Raw genomic sequence first — 18,908 nt, 5'->3', positions numbered from 1 at the left:
GAAGTTTCCCTGGCCATCCACCAGCATGTAACGCAGCGAGAACGGCTGCGCCATCCGCACAATCGTGTCGTAAACAGCGGAATCACCGTGGGGGTGATATTTACCAATCACGTCACCCACAACCCGTGCCGACTTCTTGTAGGGTTTATTCCAGTCGTTATTCAGCACGTTCATGGCAAACAGCACTCGACGATGCACCGGCTTTAGGCCATCGCGTACATCGGGCAGCGCTCTACCGACGATGACGCTCATGGCGTAATCGAGGTACGACTGGCGCAGTTCGTCTTCAATATTGACGGGCAGGACTTCTCTAGCTAATTCACCCATGCTGGTGCTCAATCCCCTTTATGCTTGTTTTGTGCCGAGGCGCCAAATAGCGCCAAAACAAGCGCGCGATCATACCATAAAACCGGCCCGCGACGCCTCTGTATCCCTTTGTTTAATGATCTTTTTTCTGCGGGTATACTGCCCTGCCCCAAGGCCGTTACAGGATCGCCGAACCATGACCAATGAACCCATCGATTTGCTGATTTCAGCGCGCTGGATTATTCCGGTCATTCCCGAGGATCAGGTCTATGAAGATTGCAGCGTCGCCATCGACGGCGGCAACATCACTGCCCTGTTACCTTCGGCAGAGGCAAAGCGCAAATACAGCCCCCGCCAGCAGGTGGAACTCGGCAACCACGTGCTGATACCGGGGCTGGTCAATGCCCACGGCCATGCCGCCATGACTTTACTGCGCGGCTTCGCAGATGACTATCCGCTCAAAACCTGGCTCGAAGAGCACATCTGGCCAGCAGAAATGCGCTGGGTGAACGAAGAATTCGTTCAGGACGGTACAGAACTGGCCATTGCAGAGATGATTCGCAGTGGCACCAGCTGTTTTTCCGATATGTATTTCTTCCCGGAGAGTTCTGCCAAAGCGGCGATACAAGCGGGTATGCGCAGCCAGATTGCCTTTCCGGTTTTTGATTTTCCTTCGCCATGGGGGCGCGGCCCCGACGAATACATCCACAAAGGCCTGCAACTCCGGGACGACTACAAGGGTCGCGAACTGATCAGGATAGCTTTTGGCCCCCATGCACCCTACACCGTGAGCGATGAACCACTGCGCAAAATTGCCACATACTCCGAGGAGCTGGAGACCTCTGTTCAGATTCACCTCCACGAAACAGCAGAGGAAGTCGCCACCAGCATCAAACAATATGGCGTGCGACCCATCCAACGCCTGAAAGAGCTGGAATTCTTCTCACCACTCACCCAGTGCGTACATATGACTACCCTGGACGACACGGATATAGAAACCATCGCCGCATTCAATGCCCAGGTAATTCACTGTCCACAGTCCAACCTGAAATTGGCCAGCGGTCTGTGCCCGGTGGCGAAATTACTTGAAGCCGACATCAATGTCGCGATTGGCACCGATGGCGCAGCCAGCAATAATGACCTAGACATTTTCGGCGAGCTCAATACGGCAACCCTGGTCGCCAAAGCTGTAGCCGGCGACCCCACTGTCGTCGACGCTCACCAGGCACTGCGCCTGGCCACCATTAACGGCGCCCGTGCCTTAGGCTGGGCTGACCATATTGGCAGCATCGAACCCGGCAAGGCGGCGGATCTGGCCGCAGTCGCACTGGGGACAATTGAAACCGAACCGCTGTATAATCCGGCCTCTCAACTGGTCTACACTCAGTCAGGCAGTCGAGTCAGTCATGTCTGGGTCAACGGCACAGCCCTAATGGCAGACCGACAATTGCTGACCGTCAATGAAATGGAAGTACTGACCAAGGCCAAACTGTGGCGCCGCAAACTGGTTGATGCGTAACCAGTTCAGCTCCCAATTAACCAGAACACACCCGGAACAACCGATGCCCGCACCCAATATAGACCGCGCTGAAATTGCCAAATTTGAAGCTTTGGCTAGCCGCTGGTGGGACCGGGAAAGTGAATTCAAACCCCTGCATGACATCAACCCGCTGCGTGCCAACTGGATTGATGAACGCTCCCCGGTTGCGGAATGCAAATTGCTTGATGTCGGCTGTGGCGGGGGCATTCTCGCCGAGGCGATGGCCCACCGAGGCGCAGATGTGACTGGCATTGATATGGGGGAAGCCCCGCTGGCCGTGGCCCAGTTACATGGCCTGGAAAGCGGCATTGCCGTCAATTACCAGCGCTGTACCGCTGAAGAAATGGCGGAACAACAACCCGAAACCTTTGATGTTGTCACCTGCCTGGAAATGCTGGAGCATGTGCCGGACCCACTTTCCGTCATCAAAGCCTGCTCCCGACTGGTCAAACCTGGCGGCCACCTGTATTTTTCCACCATCAACCGCAACCCGAAGTCATACCTGTTCGCCGTTGTCGGCGCGGAATACCTGCTGAGAATGTTGCCCAAGGGTACCCATGAATACAGCAAATTCATTCGCCCTTCCGAGCTTGGCATCTGGATACGCGACTGCGGGTTGGAACTGCAGGATATGACAGGGCTGGTTTATAACCCTTTTTCACGTCGCTACCGTCTTGATGAGCGCGATGTGGACGTCAACTACATGGTTTACGCCCGCAAACCTGCCTGATGTCTGAGCCACTCACCACCACACCAAAATACCGCGCTGTGCTGTTCGACCTGGACGGCACCCTGCTGGACACGGCACCGGACTTTCTCACCTGCACTAATCAATTACTGCACAGCAAAGGAATGCCCCTGCTCGACGAAGCAAACATCCGCCGCCTGGTAACCCATGGCTCAGCAGGCATCATCAACAAGGTCTTCCAGCTGGAGCCGGAACATCCGGATTTCGAACCCATACGCCAGGAATTGCTGACCCTGTATTTTGACAATCTCGCGGACCGTACCCGGCCCTTCCCTGGCATCTCAGAACTGCTATCAAAACTGGCACAACACAACATACCCTGGGGTATTGTCACCAACAAACCTGAGCGCTACACCCTGGCCATTCTTGATCAGCTACCGTTGTGGCCACCACCCGCCACTGTTATCTGTCCCGATCATGTACAACGCACCAAGCCTGATCCTGAGTCCGTGTTGCTAGCCTTGCAACAGATCAATATTGAACCGCATGAAGCGGTCTTTATTGGCGATCACCTTCGTGACATTGAAGCTGGTCTCCGGGCCGGTACCGCAACCATTGCCGCGGCCTACGGCTACCTCAGTGAAGATGAGGACCCCAACGACTGGGGAGCCCACCACACGGTGGCATCTGCCACTCAGCTGGCCAACCTGATTTTTTAAAGGAAAACCCATGAATCCAAAAAACTACCAGGCACCTGACAGGCTGTTAGAAAATAAAGTCATCGCCGTCACCGGAGCCGGTGACGGGATCGGCGCGGTTGCCGCCAAGACCTTTGCCGCCCACGGAGCCACCGTTATTCTGATCGGCCGCACAGTGCCCAAGCTGGAAGCGGTCTACGATGAAATTGAAGCTGCTGGAGGTCCCCAGCCGGGGATCTACCCCATCTGTCTGAATGGCGCAGTAGAAAAAGACTATCAGGATATGCACGACCGTCTTGAGGAAATCTTTGGAAAGCTGGATGGCCTGTTACACAACGCAGGGGAATTGGGTCAACGCACACCTATCGCCAACTATAAACTCGAGAGCTGGCAGAAAGTCATGCAGGTCAATGTTACTGCTCAGTTTCTGATGACCAAGTCGTTACTGCCCCTGCTGGAAAAGGCGGATCACGCCTCCATTATCTTCACCAGCTCCGGAGTGGGACGTGTGGGCAAACCTTTCTGGGGCGCCTATGCAGTCTCCAAATTTGCCACAGAAGGCCTCTGTCAGGTACTCGCCAATGAGCTGGATGGCACCAGCAATATTCGTGTCAACTGCATAAATCCAGGCGCCACACGCACCCGCATGCGGGCTGTTGCCTACCCGGCGGAAAACCCAGCGTCAGTGAAAACCCCGCAGGAGATCATGCCAGCCTATCTGTATTTGATGGGTGATGACAGCCAGGGCATTACTGGCCGGTCAGTGGACGCGCAATAAGCTCCCGCTCAGTCCGAATTCAACTTTCTACCAATGACTGTGAAACTTGTCTCTGCCGACCGCGCATATTCATAAAGGGGCGCTCTACGAAAAGATAGACAAGCCCTGCCACCATCAAACTCATCGGCACTCCGATAACTGTAGCGAGAGCAATTTTCTGGATAGTTGGCAGTTGCGGAGCCATCTGGAATATACCGGTGTATATACCACCAATGACAAAGGGATGAAAAAGATAAGTGGAATAGGCTAGCTGTCCGACGGGGTAAAGAATACGTGATGACAAACACGTTGCCAAAAAACCACTCAAACCAACGTTGCAGTACAAGGTTGCCAGTAGAATGACACCCACGGCTACAGTAAATAAATTACGATAACCGACGTAGTAAAGCGTACCCCAGAACTGAGAAAAATATGCTTGTTGATTATTGACCGGCACGGATAAGACGAACAACACTGTGATTAGGGAAACCAGTGTTAACAGCCCCACCAATCTGCGATAACGGTGAAACACCACCCTAAGCTGCTCTCCGTAAAAAACGTGGAAATATGCGGCAAAAATGCCCGGCAAGAAGCTCCCAAAGCGAGCCCAGGGTTTTACATAGATAGCGTCGATCACATCAAAAAACCCCTCACAGGAGTTTTCATACCAACAAATGGGCAAAGACAGCTCATGGTAATGAATAATCAGATAACGAATCAGCAGGGAACCCAGAAAGGCTACCGCAGCTACCCCCAACAAGCGCACTGGACTACGATGTCGCATAACCCACAACAGCAGCAGCGGGAACAGGAAATAAAACTGTTCTTCAATCGCCAAAGACCATGTCCAGGGCATGAAATGCGTGTTGGCAGGGAACAGGTTGTTGATGTAGAGCAAATTGGTCCACACATATTGCCCGTTCGGCAACGCCATTAAGCCCAGGCCCATAGCAAGCAAGTATGCAGGCATCAATCGCATAAAACGTCGTTTGTAAAAATGCCCAAAACGAATCGTGTGACTATTGCGATATTCAGTCATCAAAATGGAGGAAATCAGAAAACCACTGATCACAAAAAAACGTCGACGCCCAACTCTCCGTTAAATACCCAGTTTAGCCAGATAGGCGAGCTGTAGAAAAAAGCAGGCGCGGATGATTCAAATATTGACAGGAACCAAACACAGTGGACAGCCAGAACCAGCAGAATTGACAGCGCTCGCAACCCATCAATGGGTCGCAACTGTCCCGCTTCTGGCCTGAGCAGTATCTGTATATTTCGGCGTAGGGAAAAGGGACCGAGAACGTCTGACACTTGTATTCCTTTTAGCACTCACCAGAATTTCGAAGAGATTTCAGGCTGGGCAGTGTGGTGGAAAAGCCCTCGGGAAAGCTCACCTTTGGGGTATACGCCAAATCACGAGCAGCCTTGCCGATGGGGAATTGAAAATCTCCGGACAGTAACTGCGCGGCTGTCTTACTGACTGGCAGCGTTTTTAATAATTTTGCCTTAGCCAGAATTTCCAGGAGTCCGGCTGCGGACTTTACCAACCCAGTAGGCACTGTGGCGGGTTGCGTCAAGTGGAATTCAGCACAAAGTGCTGTCACCAACTCCTGCCATGTAGGTGAATGATTAGAACATACGTTGTATACCTGACCTACCGATTCCTGACGGATCGCACAAAGCAACAACATGTCTACCAAGTCATTGATATACACCAACGGGACCCGATTATGTCCACCACCAATCAACTTGAACTTGCCGTTAGATATCATCTTCACCAGCTCTGGAAGGAAACCGCCGCGACGGTCTCCTGGTCCGTATATAAATACCGGCCTGACGATAGTAGTTTCTAACTGCCCCACGTGACACGCTTCGAGGCAGGCTTTCTCAGCAGCAATTTTCGCTTGAGCATAGGGATCAATACTACTGCTCAGCAATGCATGCTGTTCATCGCAAACACCCGCATCACTCAATTCATAAACCGCAACGCTGCTGACATACACAAAACGCTGTATCCCCGATTTACAGGCGGCATCCAGCAGATTGTTCGTGCCTTGTGCAATCACACGGTGAATATCTGCGCTGCGGTGGCCTACCCCTGTCAGGGCCGCGCAATGGAATACCACATTCGCACCGGACATGGCCTCGGCCAGGCCTTCAGGCTGACAAACATCGCCAAAGGCCAGAGAAACATCCAAAGCACTGAGCCTTGCAGTATCACTTTGGGGACGAACCAGCGCTGTTACTGTCCAGCCATCAGCAGTGAGCTTTTCGGCCAAGGCGCCTCCGACAAAACCTGTGGCGCCGGTAATAAAAGCGTGTTTTTCCTTATTCGACATAAACCCCGCGACCCTGCAACGGCTTCAGAAAGTGACCCTGGAATGACTAGCGGCTGGACGGCCCTCTGGAGCGCAGACGCTTCAACTGTCGATCCCAACGTTTTTTATCTTGCGGCGCCTGTTGCCGCTGCTTTTTGCGAACAGATAGATCCACGGCAGACAACACATCGGATAGCGACTTGTCATCCAGCTCAATCCACTGTCCCTTGCGCACATAGGAAGGCATGAAGATCGGGCCAAAACGTACCCGCTTGAGGCGGTTCACTTCCACACCCTGTGATTCCCAAAGACGCCGGACTTCACGATTGCGACCTTCCATCAGTGCCACCGTATACCAGCCATTACTGCCAACGCGCTCTCCAGGCACCACATCGCTGAATTTGGCGATGCCATCATCCAGCAAAACGCCCTCCCTGAGGCGCTTGATCATGGCATCATCCACTTGCCCGTGCACACGCACCAGATACTCACGATCCACCTCGTACGAGGGATGCATCAGACGGTTGGCCAACTCTCCGTTATTGGTAAACAACAACAGGCCCGTGGTGTTGATATCGAGGCGACCAACAACAATCCACCGCTCACCACTCAATCTGGGCAGGCGGTCAAATACGGTTTTTCTTCCCTCGGGATCAGAACGGGTACAAACTTCACCTTCTGGCTTGTTGTAAACAAGCACCCGAATACGCTGGTCCGTGCCAAGCAATCTGGCTCGTTTGCCATCTACAATCACCGTGTCATCCGCGGAAACACGGTCACCCAATTTGGCAACCCGACCATTGACCTGCACACGGCCATCACTGATCCACTGTTCCAGTTCCCGGCGCGATCCATAACCGGCCGCAGCCAGTACTTTTTGCAACTTATCTGCCATCAGTTCTGTTGCACCCTGCTTTCTTCATCTGACTCGGGCATTTCCTGCTCGACCGCTGATTCCTCAAGAGAATCAGATAGTTGTTCCTCTGCGTTTTCTGTTGTCTCAGCGACCTGTAGTGAGAGCTCAGGGTCAATACTGTCAATATCGCGGATCTCACTCAGTGCGGGCAAATCTTCCAGGCTCTTGAGATTGAAATAATCGAGGAATTCGCGGGTTGTTGCGTACAGCGCCGGACGCCCGGGAACATCCCGGTGACCAACAACTCTCACCCACTCCCGCTCCAGCAGGGTTTTGACGATTTCGGAACTGACCGACACGCCACGAATCTCTTCAATATCACCACGTGTCAGCGGCTGCCGATAAGCAATCAAGGCCAGTGTCTCAAGCAGCGCCCGTGAATATTTTTTAGGTTTTTCTTCCCACAGTCGATTAATCCAGGGCGCCAGCTCCTGGCGCACCTGAAAACGGTACCCACTGGCGGTTTTGGTCAGTTCATAGCCCCGGTTGCCACACTCATTCTCAATATCCTCAAGCACTGCGAGCAACTGATCTTTTGCCGGCACCTGGTCAATATCAAACAACCCCTGCAGGTGCCCGATATCCAGAGAACGTCCCGATGCCAGGAGCGCGCCCTCTACAATTTTTTTTAGGTGATCGTTATCCATTTTTTCCTTTACTCGTTAACGCGCTTTCACATGGATGGGACCATAGGATTCACTCTGCACTATCTCGACCAAAGACTCCTTGATGAGCTCCATGATGGCGAGAAAAGTGACGACCACACCACTGCGCCCTTCGCTGAGTCGAAACAGGCTGACAAACGGTACGAACTGCTTGTCACGCAGTGTTTCCATCACCTGGGACATACGCTCCCGGGTCGACAACTTCTCCAACTGCACCTTGTGACTCTCAAACATTTCAGCACGGCGCAGCACATCAGCCAGTGACAGCAGTATTTCTTTCATAGCCACATCCGGCTGGGGGCGCTCGCTTTGCCGGTCGGGCTCTTTTGCCGTCGCCATAAAGACGTCACGACCCAAGCGGGGTAATTCATCAATATCTTCTGCCGCCTGCTTGAAGCGCTCGTACTCCTGCAACCGCCGAATCAATTCTGCTCGAGGATCTTCCTCTTCTTCCTCTACAGCCTGCCGCGGCAGCAGCATACGGGATTTTATTTCAGCCAGCATGGCTGCCATCAACAGGTACTCAGCTGCCAGCTCCAGTTGCATGGCCTGCATCATATCGATATAAGCCATATATTGGCGGGTAATCTCCGCCACATTGATTTCGAGAATATCGAGATTTTGCCTGCGGATCATATAGAGCAACAGATCCAGCGGGCCTTCAAACGCCTCGAGAAAAACTTCCAGAGCTTCGGGAGGGATATACAGATCCTTGGGGAGCTCGGTAATCTGTCGCCCCATGATCATAGCGAACGGCATTTCTTCCTGAAGCGGATGGGAATGAAGCTCCGCTGCCGGGATATCCTGAGAGGGGTCTACTTCTGGAACTGTTTGGGGTGCCATGGAACCACGGTTCGCGCTGGTGGAAAGGGCCATTATACTTTGATTCGCTGCTGCGACCAGCGGCACACATGGAAGCTGTATTCAGGTGAGGAAGTCTTCGAATTGCCCGACACCCTGTCTGATGATTTCAGGGGTATCCCCGGTCAAATCAACGACGGTAGTCATTTCCAGCCCGCAAAATCCGCCATCAATAATCAAATCCACCCTGCGCTCAAGCATATCCCGAATATCGTAGGGATCTGTCAGTGGATATTCGTCATCCGGCATAATCAAGGTCACACTCATTAAAGGTTCCCCCAACTCTTCCAACAGCGCCAGAGCAATAGGGTTTGCCGGCACTCTCAGACCGATGGTTTTCCGTTTTGGGTGCATCAGTCGGCGTGGCACCTCTGAGGTTGCCTCCAGAATAAACGTGTAGGAGCCCGGGGTGTGGGCCTTCAGCGTACGATAAACCTGATTGTCAACTTTAGCGTACAGCGCCAATTCTGAGAGATCCCGGCAGACCAGCGTAAAATTATGATGCTTGTCCAGATGACGAATCTGCCGAATTCTGTCCAGTGCTTTTTTATCACCTATATGACAGCCTATGGCGTAGGCCGAGTCCGTCGGGTAAATAATGACCCCCCCTTGCCTGATGATTTCAACCGCCTGATGTATCAGGCGTAACTGGGGATTGTCCGGATGAATGGTAAAAAACTGGCTCATGGATCGCTACTGTATGCTGACTGTAGCCATTATCTCACAGCAGTGAGCGGAAGGGCGCTGTAGAAAGGCTCAATGGCACCTCCCGGCACTCCAAATACATACTCCACACCCAATTGCTCGAGATAGGCTATGAGCAGGTCACCAAATTCCATTTTTTCACCCATTGAGAGATTTGCATTTTGCTTGCCAACCCTGAGAGCATCCATAAAAATTTCTCTTACTTATCAAAAGGATATGGATATTTCTTAAATCTGTTTTGGCAGTTTAGCCATTATTGCCTTATTTTTGCTTAAAATTCAACCATGAAAGGTGCAAATTTCCGAATGGCACACGGAATCAATTTAGCGAAGTGGGCAGTATTTTTCAGCCTCGATTCCACACCCGCTATCCCTTACAATTAACCACTTTTCACACCCCCTGACTTGTAACTTGATGACACAATCTTCCCCTACAGACATTAGTCGTAAAGAGCCCCCTAAAAGTGAAAACCTCCTTCTCAACCTGCTCTTCAATATTATTCTGCCTACGGTAATTCTCACCAAACTCAGCGGTGACGAATATCTGGGCACCCAATGGGGAGTAGTGGTTGCGCTGGCTTTTCCCCTGACCTACGGCCTGAAAGACTTTGTCCAGTCCCGCAAAATCAACTTTTTTTCGGCACTGGGGACGATCAGCGTGTTGCTGACTGGAGGGATCAGCCTGTTGGAACTGGACCCGGCTTACATTGCGATAAAAGAAGCTATGGTGCCTGCAATTTTCGGGGTGGCCACCCTTGTCTCTCTCAAAACCCCCTACCCACTGGTCAAAACCTTTCTCTACAACGACAAAATTTTACAAACCGATAAAATTGCCCTGGCGTTGCAGGAAAATGGCAACGGTAGGAATTTTGAAAGATTGTTGGCTAACGCCTCTTGCTTGGTAGCAGGTTCTTTTTTCCTCTCTTCATTGCTTAATTACCTGCTGGCGACCCTCCTAATTACCAGCCAGCCGGGAACGGTTGAGTTTAATGAACAGTTAGGCAAAATGACGGCCTTGAGTTTTCCCGTCATTGCCTTGCCGGCAATGATTGTGCTGATGGGAGCTCTGTTTTATCTCTTTCGGGGTATCACTCGATTGACCGGACTAACGCTCGAAGACGTTATTCACCATCACGAGAAAAAGGGAAAATAGTTCATGTGGTACGCCATTATCAGTGAAGACACCGAAAACAGTCTGGCCAAACGGCTCACGGCCCGCCCCGCCCACCTGGCAAGACTGGAGGCCCTGAAAACTCAGGACCGCCTACTGGTGGCCGGACCGCATCCTGCAATCGACAGTGAAAATCCCGGGGATGCTGGCTTCACCGGCAGCCTGGTCATAGCCCAGTTTGACTCACTTCAGGATGCCCAGTTGTGGGCAGACGAAGACCCCTACATTACTGCTAGTGTATACGCCAATGTGACCGTCAAGCCCTTTAAAAAAGTACTTCCCTAAAACGGGGCATTGTTACCTAAAATTGTTACCGAAAGTTATTACCGAAAACAGGATCTACCATGAGGATAATTACTGCGGCAATTCTCGTCTTGCTCGCCTTCAACCTTCAGGCTGAAACGGTTTATGTTTCAGATGAATATCGTGTACCGCTTCGCTCCTCACCCTGCCCCCGCTGCAGCATTCTGCACAAGGGCATCAAAAGTGGCACAGCAATGACCCTGGTGGAAACCAACGCAGAGGGATGGAGTCATGTCACCACCTCGAGCGGCCTCGACGGCTGGATGCCCTCCCATTACCTGCAAAATGAACCAACTGCGCGCAAGCTAATCGAAAGCATGAAGGAAAGAACAGCTGCTGCTGAACAACAGGCCACGCAGCTTAAGGAACAGCTGGCTTTATTGCAGGAAGAGAACGATCAGCTGACCAGTCACCTGGAAAGTCTGCAGAGTAATAACGAGGGCATCAGTAGTGAACTGCAGTCCATCAAGAAAATCTCTGCCAACGCGGTCGCGATCAGCCAGCAAAACAAGGAGCTTCTGGAGCGAAACGGCATGCTACAGAGTGAAATCGACGTTCTCAAAGCCTCCAATGAGCGGCTGTCGAATAACGAGCGCAACACCTGGTTTCTCTACGGAGCACTGGCCGTGGTCATGGGTTCTCTGTTAACACTGCTCCTCCCGCGTCTGAAAAAACGTAAACGCTTTTCTGAATGGGCTTAATGATGAAAAAAATTATCCTTACCGTTTTACTCGCATTCTCTGCACTGTCACTACATGCCGAAGAATCAAAGCCGGTACACATACTGCTGACCACCAGCATGGGCGATATCAAGATGGAACTCTACCCAGATAAAGCTCCCAAATCAGTGGCCAACTTCAGCAATTACGTCAAAGCCAAGCACTATGATGGCCTGGTTTTTCACCGGGTTATTAAAGGCTTCATGATTCAGGCGGGCGGCTTCAATGAATACATGAGTCCCAGAGAGCCGTCGGGCAGACCCGTCAGAAACGAAGCCTACAACGGACTTAAAAATGTTCGCGGAAGTGTGGCAATGGCACGCACGAATGATCCCGACAGCGCCATGGCCCAATTCTTTATCAACTCCGTGGATAATCACTTTCTTGACCGCAGTGGCCAGAATGCAGGTTACACGGTGTTCGGAAAGGTGACCGAAGGAATGGACGTCGTCGATAAAATTTCGGCTGTCCCCACCGGCCAGGTTGGCCCCTATGGCGATGTGCCCACAAAACCGATTCATATCGTCAGCGCACGTGTTATTGGTGACGAGTAAGCGTGTCCACAGCTCTCAGCGTCAATCTCAACAAAATTGCTCTGATTCGCAACTCCAGGGAAGGCAACTACCCGGACGTCATCGCGCACGCCCGGACATGTATTGAGCATGGCGCAAACGGTATCACCGTACATCCCAGACCCGACCAGCGGCACATTCGCACCGGTGATGTCAGGGAGCTGTCGTCCTTACTGTTGCCCCTTGGCGACCTCGAATTCAACGTTGAGGGCAACCCCTTTGCGCCACCCAGAGGCTCCTACCCAGGGTTTATTTCCCTGGTGGAAGAAGTTCGTCCGGACCAGTGCACACTGGTCCCCGACAGCGACAACCAGCTGACATCGGATCACGGATTTGATCTGACCCGCTCGGCAGACCAGGTCGCCCCAATCATAGAGCACCTGAAATCCCTCGGCATACGCGTCAGCCTCTTCATGGACCCTATTGAGGAGCAGATTCGTCTCGCTAAAGAGGTGGGCGCTGACAGAATTGAACTCTACACAGGCCCCTACGCAGCCGCCTGGGGAACCCAGCAGCAGGAAGAGGTTTTTCAGCAACATTATCGAGCAGCTGAACTAGCTATGGAGCTGGGTCTGGGGCTCAATGCCGGTCACGATCTGAACCTGAAAAACCTCGCCATGTACGCCACCATCCCCGGGCTGCTGGAGGTTTCCATTGGCCACGCCCTCACGGTGGATGCCATCGCCATGGGACTTGGCAATGCCGTGGAAGCCTATAAAAAGATTCTTACTTCAGCTTAATGGCCGCCTTCACGGGCCTGCTGGCAGCCAAGGCAGAGTAGTGACTCAGGCTTGATCTCCAGGCGACGAGGGTCGATGCACTCGCCACAGTCTTCACAGTATCCGTAATCGCCCGTTTCAAACAATTTCAGCGCGCGTTCCACTGCAAGCAAGCGCAGCCGATATGAAGCTCGACTGGCCTGACTCATCTGCTGTTGCTGCATGGCATCCATGCGCGACAATCGCCCAACCCGGGATTGATCAAGCGTCACCACATCACTAGCCGCCGAAGATATTTCCAGTAAATAAAAAAGCTCCTGCTTCAGCTCCGTCAGCTGCAACTGAAATTGCTGTAATTGCTGGTCCGTTAAGGGTTCCATCGCTCTATAATAGCCCTTTGAATTCATACTGATAACGCCATGAAAAAGCAGGCTGATCACAACCCCCAGAACAACTACCAGCAGCGCAAACGCTTCTTCGGGAGACTACTGACCATCTACGGTCGAAAACCGGTTCTGGAGGCACTGCAAGACAGAAATATACCCTGCTACCGGGTACACCTCGCGGACACCAACAAACCCGGTGGAATTATCGAGGAGATCAAAGCACTGGCGAAAAAACGGGAGATTGAAATTTGCTATCACGACCGACTGGCGCTTTCCCGAATCTCCCGAAACGGCAAGCAGGATCAGGGCGTTGCCGCTGACCTTGACTGCCCTCACCACCTGCAGCTGGAAGATTTTGTTGCCAACCCGCCCAGTGGTCATTTCAGCCTGATCGCCCTGGATGGTGTCACTAACCCACAGAACCTAGGCATGATCATTCGCTCGGTTACCGCCAGCCCCTGCCACGGAATTCTACTACCCAGGCAAGGCATGGCATCCATTTCTCCCCTGGTAATCAAAGCCAGCGCCGGCACCCTGTTCAAAAGTCGTTTAATTCACTGTGACAACCTTGCGGATGCACTGACAACACTTAAAGAGTTGGGGATTACCGCCTGTACACTTTCCTCACACAGCGAACAGCGTCTTGCGGATTTCCAGCCGACGGCTCCTGTGGTCTATGTGCTCGGTAATGAGACGGAAGGTGTGAGCCCACAAGTCCATGCCTGCTGTGATGCCCATGTGCGCATTCCCATGCACAATAAGGTGGAGTCCCTCAACGTCGCCGTGACAGCTGCCCTGCTGGCCTTTCGTGGAGAATATTGACCCCGTTCAGTTGTTATTCTGATGCTGAAGATAAGCTGGTTCGTTTAGGCCCTTGCTGTTTCCAGAGGTCGCTGAATAACATGGCGACAATCGCAGCCACAACCGTCAACAACCCGAGCACACCAATGGCCGGCAGTACACCAAATGCCGCGATGGCCTGGCCACTCAACCAGGCACCAATAGGTGCCGAACCGAACAATGCCAACTGGTAAACAGACACAACTCTGGCCCGGTAGGCCTGCGGGGATTCTTCATGGGTCATGGAGCGACCCAGCATCATCGCCAAACCGGAAGCGCCGCCCCACAGCACAATAGTCAGAAACAGCAGCCACTGGGGCGGGTGCAGGGAAATCACCACCAGAAAGAAACCTCGCACCATCAGGCTGACCAACAATATTCTGCCGGGTTTGGCGAAGCGGCCCACCAGGCGAATGATCACCAGATTAGACAAAATCACCCCGAACATAAAGCTGAACTGAATCCAGGCGAAGAAGGCGGCCCCCTGATGATAAACCTCACGGGTCAGCAGCGGCATGGCAACCAGATACATGCCGAACCCGAGAAAACCAGTAGCGGCGACAATCATCATCAACTGCAGCAGCCGGGGGTCTTGCCTTACCAACTGCAACCCGGATTTCATCTCCTGCCAGGTCGATCCACTGTGCCGGCATTTCGCTTCACTCAACGTCCCAAGGCTGCGGTGCAGGAACCATCCAGACACACTCAGCAATAGCAGCTGTACAAGTAACAACAGTGGCAAGCTGACCTGTTCCAGGTAACCCGCCAGCACAATCCCAATGCTCTGGGCCGTGAATTGCACAAACGATGCCCGGGCAACCGCCTGTTGCAATTGGGTATCCACGACCCTGGATAGCAGGCTTTCCCGAGCTGGTTGAACAAAGGCGGTGATCGTGCCGAACACAAAACCGAACACCAGCATCAGGCCGTAGGTCAGGTGCCCTGTCACCAGGGCAGCCAGCAACATCAGGCAAGGCAGGTTATACAACAGATACAAGCGCAGCAGGTGACGTCCGGGGTGGCGGTTATCCGACAACACACCACCCCAGAGAACGAAAAGCAATTGGGGTAACATCAAGGCCATTTGCCCCAATCCGACGCGCTCTGGGGTTTCACCCAGCACACCTACCAGTAACCAGGGAAACAACACAATCTGCAACCCCTGAGCCATGGAGCTGCTGCCAACCCCCTGTAAATAGGCGCGAAAACTTCCTGTGGGGCTGTTAGTGGGGGCTTGAGGGGACATGGGGGTTAGATCAGCTGATGATTCCGGAAAAGTTCCAGCAACGCAGCCTCATCCACTACCGGAATATCAAGCTCCCGGGCTTTGGCCAACTTCGAGCCAGCACCGGGACCGGCCACCACACAGGCTGATCGGGCGGACACACTGCCCGACACTTTGGCGCCAAGCTGCTGTAATTTTTCCTTGGCCTCGGCGCGCCCCATCGTCTCCAGGGTGCCTGTTAGCACCCAGGTCTGCCCGGCAAGAGGCTGCTCAGAGGTATCGGCAGGGCTCGGGTCTGGCCAGTGTACGCCAACATCTTTTAATGACCCGATGACGTCCAGGTTTTCGGCCTGCTGAAAAAACTCCCAGACAAAGTGGGCCACCACCGGCCCCACATCCGGCACCTCCTGAAGGGTTTCAGGGCTGGCGGACTGAAGCTCATCGAGATTTCCAAAATGCTGTGCCAGGCTGCGTGCTGTCGCCTCGCCCACCTCACGAATGCCCAATGCATAAATAAAACGCGGCAAAGTAATCTGTTTGGAAGCTTCCAGCGCATCAATCAGGTTTGCTGCTGACTTGTCAGCCATGCGATCCAGTGCTGCAAGCTGTTCCCGGGAAAGCCGGTAGATATCTGCCACAGAATGCACCAAGCCCTGATCGACCAACTGCTCCACCAATTTGTCACCCAAACCGTCGATATCCATAGCCTTGCGCGAAGCAAAATGTTTAATAGCCTGCTTTCGCTGGGCAGCACATATCAGACCACCGGAACATCGGGCAACCGCTTCATTCGCCACCCGCTCCACAGGAGACCCGCACACCGGACAGTGATCGGGAAAAGTAATCTCCCGGGCATCGGCAGGACGCCGTTCCTCCACCACCTTAACCACCTGGGGAATGACATCCCCGGCCCGCCGTATGATCACCGAGTCACCAATTTTCAGCCCCAGGCGTGCGACTTCATCCTGATTGTGCAGAGTAGCGTTACTGACAGTGACACCACCGACAAACACGGGTTCAAGGCGAGCTACCGGGGTGACCGCACCTGTTCGTCCCACCTGAAATTCCACACCCAGCAGGCGGGTCATTTCTTCCTGAGCTGGAAACTTACGGGCGATAGCCCAACGGGGTGCCCGAGCCACGAAGCCCAGTCGCCGTTGTAGTGAGAAGTCGTTAACCTTGTAGACAATGCCATCAATATCACAGGGCAGTTGCGGTCGTATCTCCGCCATCTTTTCGTAGTAGGCCAGACAACCCCGCAAATCGTGGTGCAGCTCGATATTCGGATTGACCAGAAACCCCCACTCGCGAAGACAGCCCAGTGTTTCCATATGCGTAGGTGGCAGATCCAGCCCTTCTGTCAGACCCAGACTGTAGACCGCCATTTCCAGCAGACGGGATGCCGTGATACTGGAATCCAGCTGACGAAGACTACCTGCCGCAGCATTGCGAGGATTGACGAACAATTTCTGACCCGCCGCCCGCGCCTCATTATTGAGCTTTTCGAAACCCGCCTTGGGCATATAAATCTCGCCGCGCACTTCAAGGCTGCTCGGCGGATGCTGCATCTGTAGACGCAGGGGAATGGATTTGATGGTGCGCACATTCTCGGTGATGTTTTCCCCGGTAGTGCCATCACCTCGGGTGGCGCCGCGCACGAGAACGCCATCCCGGTATAGCAAGCTCACCGCCACACCGTCGAGCTTGGGTTCACAGACATAGCTGACCGGTTCGTCCCGTTTCAAACGCTCCATGACACGGCGGTTAAAGTCCTCCAGTTCCTTGTCACTAAAGGCGTTATCCAGGGACAGCATGGGCACTTCATGGGTAACGCTCTCAAAGGCAGAAAGCGGTGGCGCACCCACACGCTGGGTGGGTGAATCCGGAGTTTTCAGAGAAGGATACTGCAATTCCAGTTGTTGCAATCTACGCAGAAGACGGTCGTATTCTGCGTCGGGAATAGAGGGGTCATCGAGGGCGTAATAGCGGTAATTGTGGTCGTGCAGCTGCTGACGAAGGGCCGCAGCCTCTTCCTGCAGCGCCGGGTCGGGCTTGGTCATTACTCAATCCCGGAGAGCTGACTGCGGCAATAATCGGTAATACGCTGCCTGTAATGTTCTTCTGTCTGCTTGGTCAGTACGCTTCGACTTTCGTCCTTGAGCACACCACCCAGCTCGGCAGACATCTTTTTGGCTGCGTCGAGCAATAGCGTAAACGCCTTCATCGGATCGTCCACATCTTCCATGGCAAAAAACAGACTCACCCCAGGAGTGGAAAAGTTTTCCATGTTATCGAGATCAAATATACCGGGGTTGACCGAGTTGGCAACGCTGAAGATCACTGGGCCCGAACCGTCATCACCGGCATGGCGGTGGAAAATTTTCATTGAGCCATAACGCAAACCGGCACCGAGCAGTGAATCCAGCAGATCCTCACCGGGGAAGGGTTCCTCCGGGGGCGCCATCATGTGCAGTACGACCACACTCACCACAGGCGGCCTGGACTCTTTCGGAGCAGAACTCACGGGTTTTTTCTGCTCTTTGGTCGGCGCTGCCGGCTTACTCTTTTCTATAGCTGGCGCTTCTCTCACCTCAGCCACGGGTTCGTCTTCTACAACCTTTGCCTGCGGCTCTTCAGTATTTGGCTGTGCCTGCTTAGGTTCGACTGCTTCATCACCCAGATTGAGGGAACTCTGTTTTGGCTCACGCTTGGGCACGGTGAGCTTCGGCTTGTTGGCCTCAGCTCGTTCCCGTACTTCGCGGCTCAACTGTTCAACATCGGAATCGTCCCGATAACCCACCACCCGGGCACCACCACTGGGCAATTCACTACCGTAGTCTTCGGGAAGATCATCGTCATCAAAAATTGGCTGCTTGCGCCGCGGCATATGAATTTTTTCATAACGGGCATTGCGTATGCGACGGATTACATCGAGAAAAATTGCCAGGGCTACCAAAGCACCCAAAGCAATCATCATTTCGCGAGCTCCAAATTCCATCGTCATTAAATCCTGTCAGGCTTAAGCAATATTGTAATGAGAAATAGCCGCTTTCGACACCGGCTGTGTATTGTCCTGAATCAGGCTTCGGCCAATTCCACGGCCTGATTCACGTCCACACTGACCAGGCGTGATACCCCCGGCTCGTGCATGGTCACCCCCATCAACTGGTTAGCCATTTCCATGGCAATCTTGTTGTGGGAAATATAAATGAACTGCACTTTTTCTGACATCTCCGCCACCATGCGGGCGTAGCGTCCCACGTTGGCATCATCCAGCGGTGCATCCACTTCGTCGAAAATACAGAATGGTGCTGGCTTCAGCAGATAGATGGAAAAGAGTAGGGAAGTGGCCGTCAAAGTCTTTTCACCCCCACTCAGTTGGTTGATCGTCAAAGGTCGTTTGCCCTTGGGTTTAGCCATAATTTCGATCGGAGATTCCAGGGGATTTTCCGGATCGACTAAGGTCAGGTCACAGTCATCCTGCTCGGTAAAGAGGGAGCGGAAGACCTTGACAAAGTTT

Annotated in this window: 22 protein-coding genes and 1 pseudogene; 10 read left to right on the top strand and 13 right to left on the bottom strand. The window is 53.1% G+C overall.

The annotated features are described in order from the left end of the window. The coding region (locus ACYZYZ_RS09600; RefSeq protein ID WP_461484117.1) for a DNA gyrase subunit A at positions 1 to 327 on the bottom strand (327 nt) is incomplete at its 3' end. A 175-nt stretch (positions 328 to 502) separates the two neighbouring features. Between ACYZYZ_RS09600 and ACYZYZ_RS09595 the strand changes: the two genes are divergently transcribed. Genes ACYZYZ_RS09595 through ACYZYZ_RS09580 form a run of 4 tightly spaced genes read left to right on the top strand, consistent with a single transcriptional unit; the run spans position 503 to position 4,010 of the window. Then, on the top strand, positions 503 to 1,825 hold the full coding sequence (locus tag ACYZYZ_RS09595) for a TRZ/ATZ family hydrolase (RefSeq protein ID WP_461484116.1): 1,323 nt from the start codon (positions 503 to 505) through the stop codon (positions 1,823 to 1,825). Positions 1,826 to 1,868: 43 nt separating this feature from the next. Then, positions 1,869 to 2,576 carry a bifunctional 2-polyprenyl-6-hydroxyphenol methylase/3-demethylubiquinol 3-O-methyltransferase UbiG gene (ubiG, locus tag ACYZYZ_RS09590; RefSeq protein WP_461484115.1) on the top strand — a complete coding sequence of 236 codons (708 nt, stop codon included), beginning with the start codon at positions 1,869 to 1,871 and terminating at the stop codon, positions 2,574 to 2,576. Further along, positions 2,576 to 3,253 carry an HAD family hydrolase gene (locus tag ACYZYZ_RS09585; RefSeq protein WP_461484114.1) on the top strand — a complete coding sequence of 226 codons (678 nt, stop codon included), beginning with the start codon at positions 2,576 to 2,578 and terminating at the stop codon, positions 3,251 to 3,253. The genes ubiG and ACYZYZ_RS09585 overlap by 1 nt, the downstream gene beginning before the upstream one ends. Before the next feature lie 10 nt (positions 3,254 to 3,263). Next, positions 3,264 to 4,010: a YciK family oxidoreductase gene (locus ACYZYZ_RS09580; RefSeq protein ID WP_461484113.1), complete on the top strand. Its 747-nt coding sequence runs from the start codon at positions 3,264 to 3,266 to the stop codon at positions 4,008 to 4,010. Between the two features lie 19 nt (positions 4,011 to 4,029). Here ACYZYZ_RS09580 and ACYZYZ_RS09575 read toward each other — a convergent pair whose 3' ends face one another. The 7 genes from ACYZYZ_RS09575 to ACYZYZ_RS09545 all read right to left on the bottom strand — a co-directional run bounded on the left by ACYZYZ_RS09575 (position 4,030) and on the right by ACYZYZ_RS09545 (position 9,642). Beyond that, on the bottom strand, positions 4,030 to 5,061 hold the full coding sequence (locus tag ACYZYZ_RS09575) for an acyltransferase family protein (protein ID WP_461484112.1): 1,032 nt from the start codon (positions 5,059 to 5,061) through the stop codon (positions 4,030 to 4,032). A 250-nt stretch (positions 5,062 to 5,311) separates the two neighbouring features. Beyond that, the gene (locus ACYZYZ_RS09570; RefSeq protein ID WP_461484111.1) at positions 5,312 to 6,328 is read right to left on the bottom strand and encodes an NAD-dependent epimerase/dehydratase family protein; all 1,017 of its coding nucleotides are present in this window, start codon (positions 6,326 to 6,328) and stop codon (positions 5,312 to 5,314) included. Positions 6,329 to 6,374: 46 nt separating this feature from the next. Beyond that, complete coding sequence (gene rluB, locus ACYZYZ_RS09565) at positions 6,375 to 7,202, bottom strand: 23S rRNA pseudouridine(2605) synthase RluB (protein WP_305169255.1); 828 nt, start codon at positions 7,200 to 7,202, stop codon at positions 6,375 to 6,377. Beyond that, entirely contained in the window at positions 7,202 to 7,870 is a 669-nt protein-coding gene (gene scpB, locus ACYZYZ_RS09560; RefSeq protein ID WP_461484110.1) for an SMC-Scp complex subunit ScpB, read from the bottom strand. The genes rluB and scpB overlap by 1 nt, the downstream gene beginning before the upstream one ends. 15 nt (positions 7,871 to 7,885) lie before the next feature. Beyond that, positions 7,886 to 8,764: a segregation and condensation protein A gene (locus tag ACYZYZ_RS09555; protein WP_461484109.1), complete on the bottom strand. Its 879-nt coding sequence runs from the start codon at positions 8,762 to 8,764 to the stop codon at positions 7,886 to 7,888. Between the two features lie 48 nt (positions 8,765 to 8,812). Next, positions 8,813 to 9,436 carry an L-threonylcarbamoyladenylate synthase gene (locus ACYZYZ_RS09550; RefSeq protein WP_461484108.1) on the bottom strand — a complete coding sequence of 208 codons (624 nt, stop codon included), beginning with the start codon at positions 9,434 to 9,436 and terminating at the stop codon, positions 8,813 to 8,815. A 29-nt stretch (positions 9,437 to 9,465) separates the two neighbouring features. Continuing rightward, entirely contained in the window at positions 9,466 to 9,642 is a 177-nt protein-coding gene (locus ACYZYZ_RS09545) for a thiamine pyrophosphate-binding protein (RefSeq protein ID WP_461484107.1), read from the bottom strand. 226 nt (positions 9,643 to 9,868) lie between these two features. Here ACYZYZ_RS09545 and ACYZYZ_RS09540 point away from each other — a divergent pair, with 226 nt between their 5' ends. The 5 genes from ACYZYZ_RS09540 to ACYZYZ_RS09520 are packed head-to-tail and all read left to right on the top strand — an operon-like array spanning position 9,869 to position 12,958. Then, positions 9,869 to 10,606, top strand: coding sequence for a VC0807 family protein (locus ACYZYZ_RS09540; RefSeq protein ID WP_305169266.1), 738 nt, complete (start codon positions 9,869 to 9,871; stop codon positions 10,604 to 10,606). 3 nt (positions 10,607 to 10,609) lie between these two features. Continuing rightward, positions 10,610 to 10,909 (top strand): YciI family protein, encoded by a 300-nt coding sequence (locus ACYZYZ_RS09535; RefSeq protein ID WP_461484106.1) that lies wholly within the window; start codon positions 10,610 to 10,612, stop codon positions 10,907 to 10,909. Between the two features lie 59 nt (positions 10,910 to 10,968). Beyond that, positions 10,969 to 11,628, top strand: coding sequence for a TIGR04211 family SH3 domain-containing protein (locus ACYZYZ_RS09530; RefSeq protein WP_305169268.1), 660 nt, complete (start codon positions 10,969 to 10,971; stop codon positions 11,626 to 11,628). Then, positions 11,628 to 12,200 (top strand): peptidylprolyl isomerase, encoded by a 573-nt coding sequence (locus tag ACYZYZ_RS09525; protein ID WP_461484105.1) that lies wholly within the window; start codon positions 11,628 to 11,630, stop codon positions 12,198 to 12,200. The genes ACYZYZ_RS09530 and ACYZYZ_RS09525 overlap by 1 nt, the downstream gene beginning before the upstream one ends. Positions 12,201 to 12,202: 2 nt before the next feature. Continuing rightward, a complete protein-coding gene (locus ACYZYZ_RS09520; RefSeq protein WP_461484104.1) occupies positions 12,203 to 12,958 on the top strand; it encodes a pyridoxine 5'-phosphate synthase in 756 nt (251 codons plus the stop codon). Here ACYZYZ_RS09520 and ACYZYZ_RS09515 read toward each other — a convergent pair. Continuing rightward, the gene (locus tag ACYZYZ_RS09515; RefSeq protein WP_461484103.1) at positions 12,955 to 13,317 is read right to left on the bottom strand and encodes a TraR/DksA family transcriptional regulator; all 363 of its coding nucleotides are present in this window, start codon (positions 13,315 to 13,317) and stop codon (positions 12,955 to 12,957) included. The genes ACYZYZ_RS09520 and ACYZYZ_RS09515 overlap by 4 nt on opposite strands. A gap of 39 nt (positions 13,318 to 13,356) precedes the next feature. On the opposite strand from ACYZYZ_RS09515, the gene ACYZYZ_RS09510 reads away from it, so the two are divergent. Beyond that, positions 13,357 to 14,145 carry a TrmH family RNA methyltransferase gene (locus ACYZYZ_RS09510; protein ID WP_461484102.1) on the top strand — a complete coding sequence of 263 codons (789 nt, stop codon included), beginning with the start codon at positions 13,357 to 13,359 and terminating at the stop codon, positions 14,143 to 14,145. 13 nt (positions 14,146 to 14,158) lie between these two features. Here the strand turns inward: ACYZYZ_RS09510 and ACYZYZ_RS09505 are convergent, their stop codons facing one another. The 4 genes and pseudogenes from ACYZYZ_RS09505 to ACYZYZ_RS09490 form a co-directional block, all read right to left on the bottom strand. Next, positions 14,159 to 15,409, bottom strand: a complete 1,251-nt coding sequence (locus ACYZYZ_RS09505) for an MFS transporter (protein ID WP_461484101.1) — start codon at positions 15,407 to 15,409, stop codon at positions 14,159 to 14,161. 5 nt (positions 15,410 to 15,414) lie between these two features. Then, positions 15,415 to 17,448, bottom strand: a complete 2,034-nt coding sequence (ligA, locus tag ACYZYZ_RS09500) for an NAD-dependent DNA ligase LigA (protein ID WP_461484100.1) — start codon at positions 17,446 to 17,448, stop codon at positions 15,415 to 15,417. Continuing rightward, the gene (zipA, locus tag ACYZYZ_RS09495) at positions 17,448 to 18,386 is read right to left on the bottom strand and encodes a cell division protein ZipA (protein ID WP_461484099.1); all 939 of its coding nucleotides are present in this window, start codon (positions 18,384 to 18,386) and stop codon (positions 17,448 to 17,450) included. The genes ligA and zipA overlap by 1 nt, the downstream gene beginning before the upstream one ends. Before the next feature lie 80 nt (positions 18,387 to 18,466). Further along, positions 18,467 to 18,908, bottom strand: a pseudogene (locus ACYZYZ_RS09490) (hypothetical protein); the annotation flags it as partial.

The organism is Porticoccus sp. (assembly GCA_023261185.1).
Lineage (GTDB): Bacteria > Pseudomonadota > Gammaproteobacteria > Pseudomonadales > Porticoccaceae > Porticoccus > Porticoccus litoralis.
This window is presented reverse-complemented; position numbering and strand designations above follow the sequence as displayed.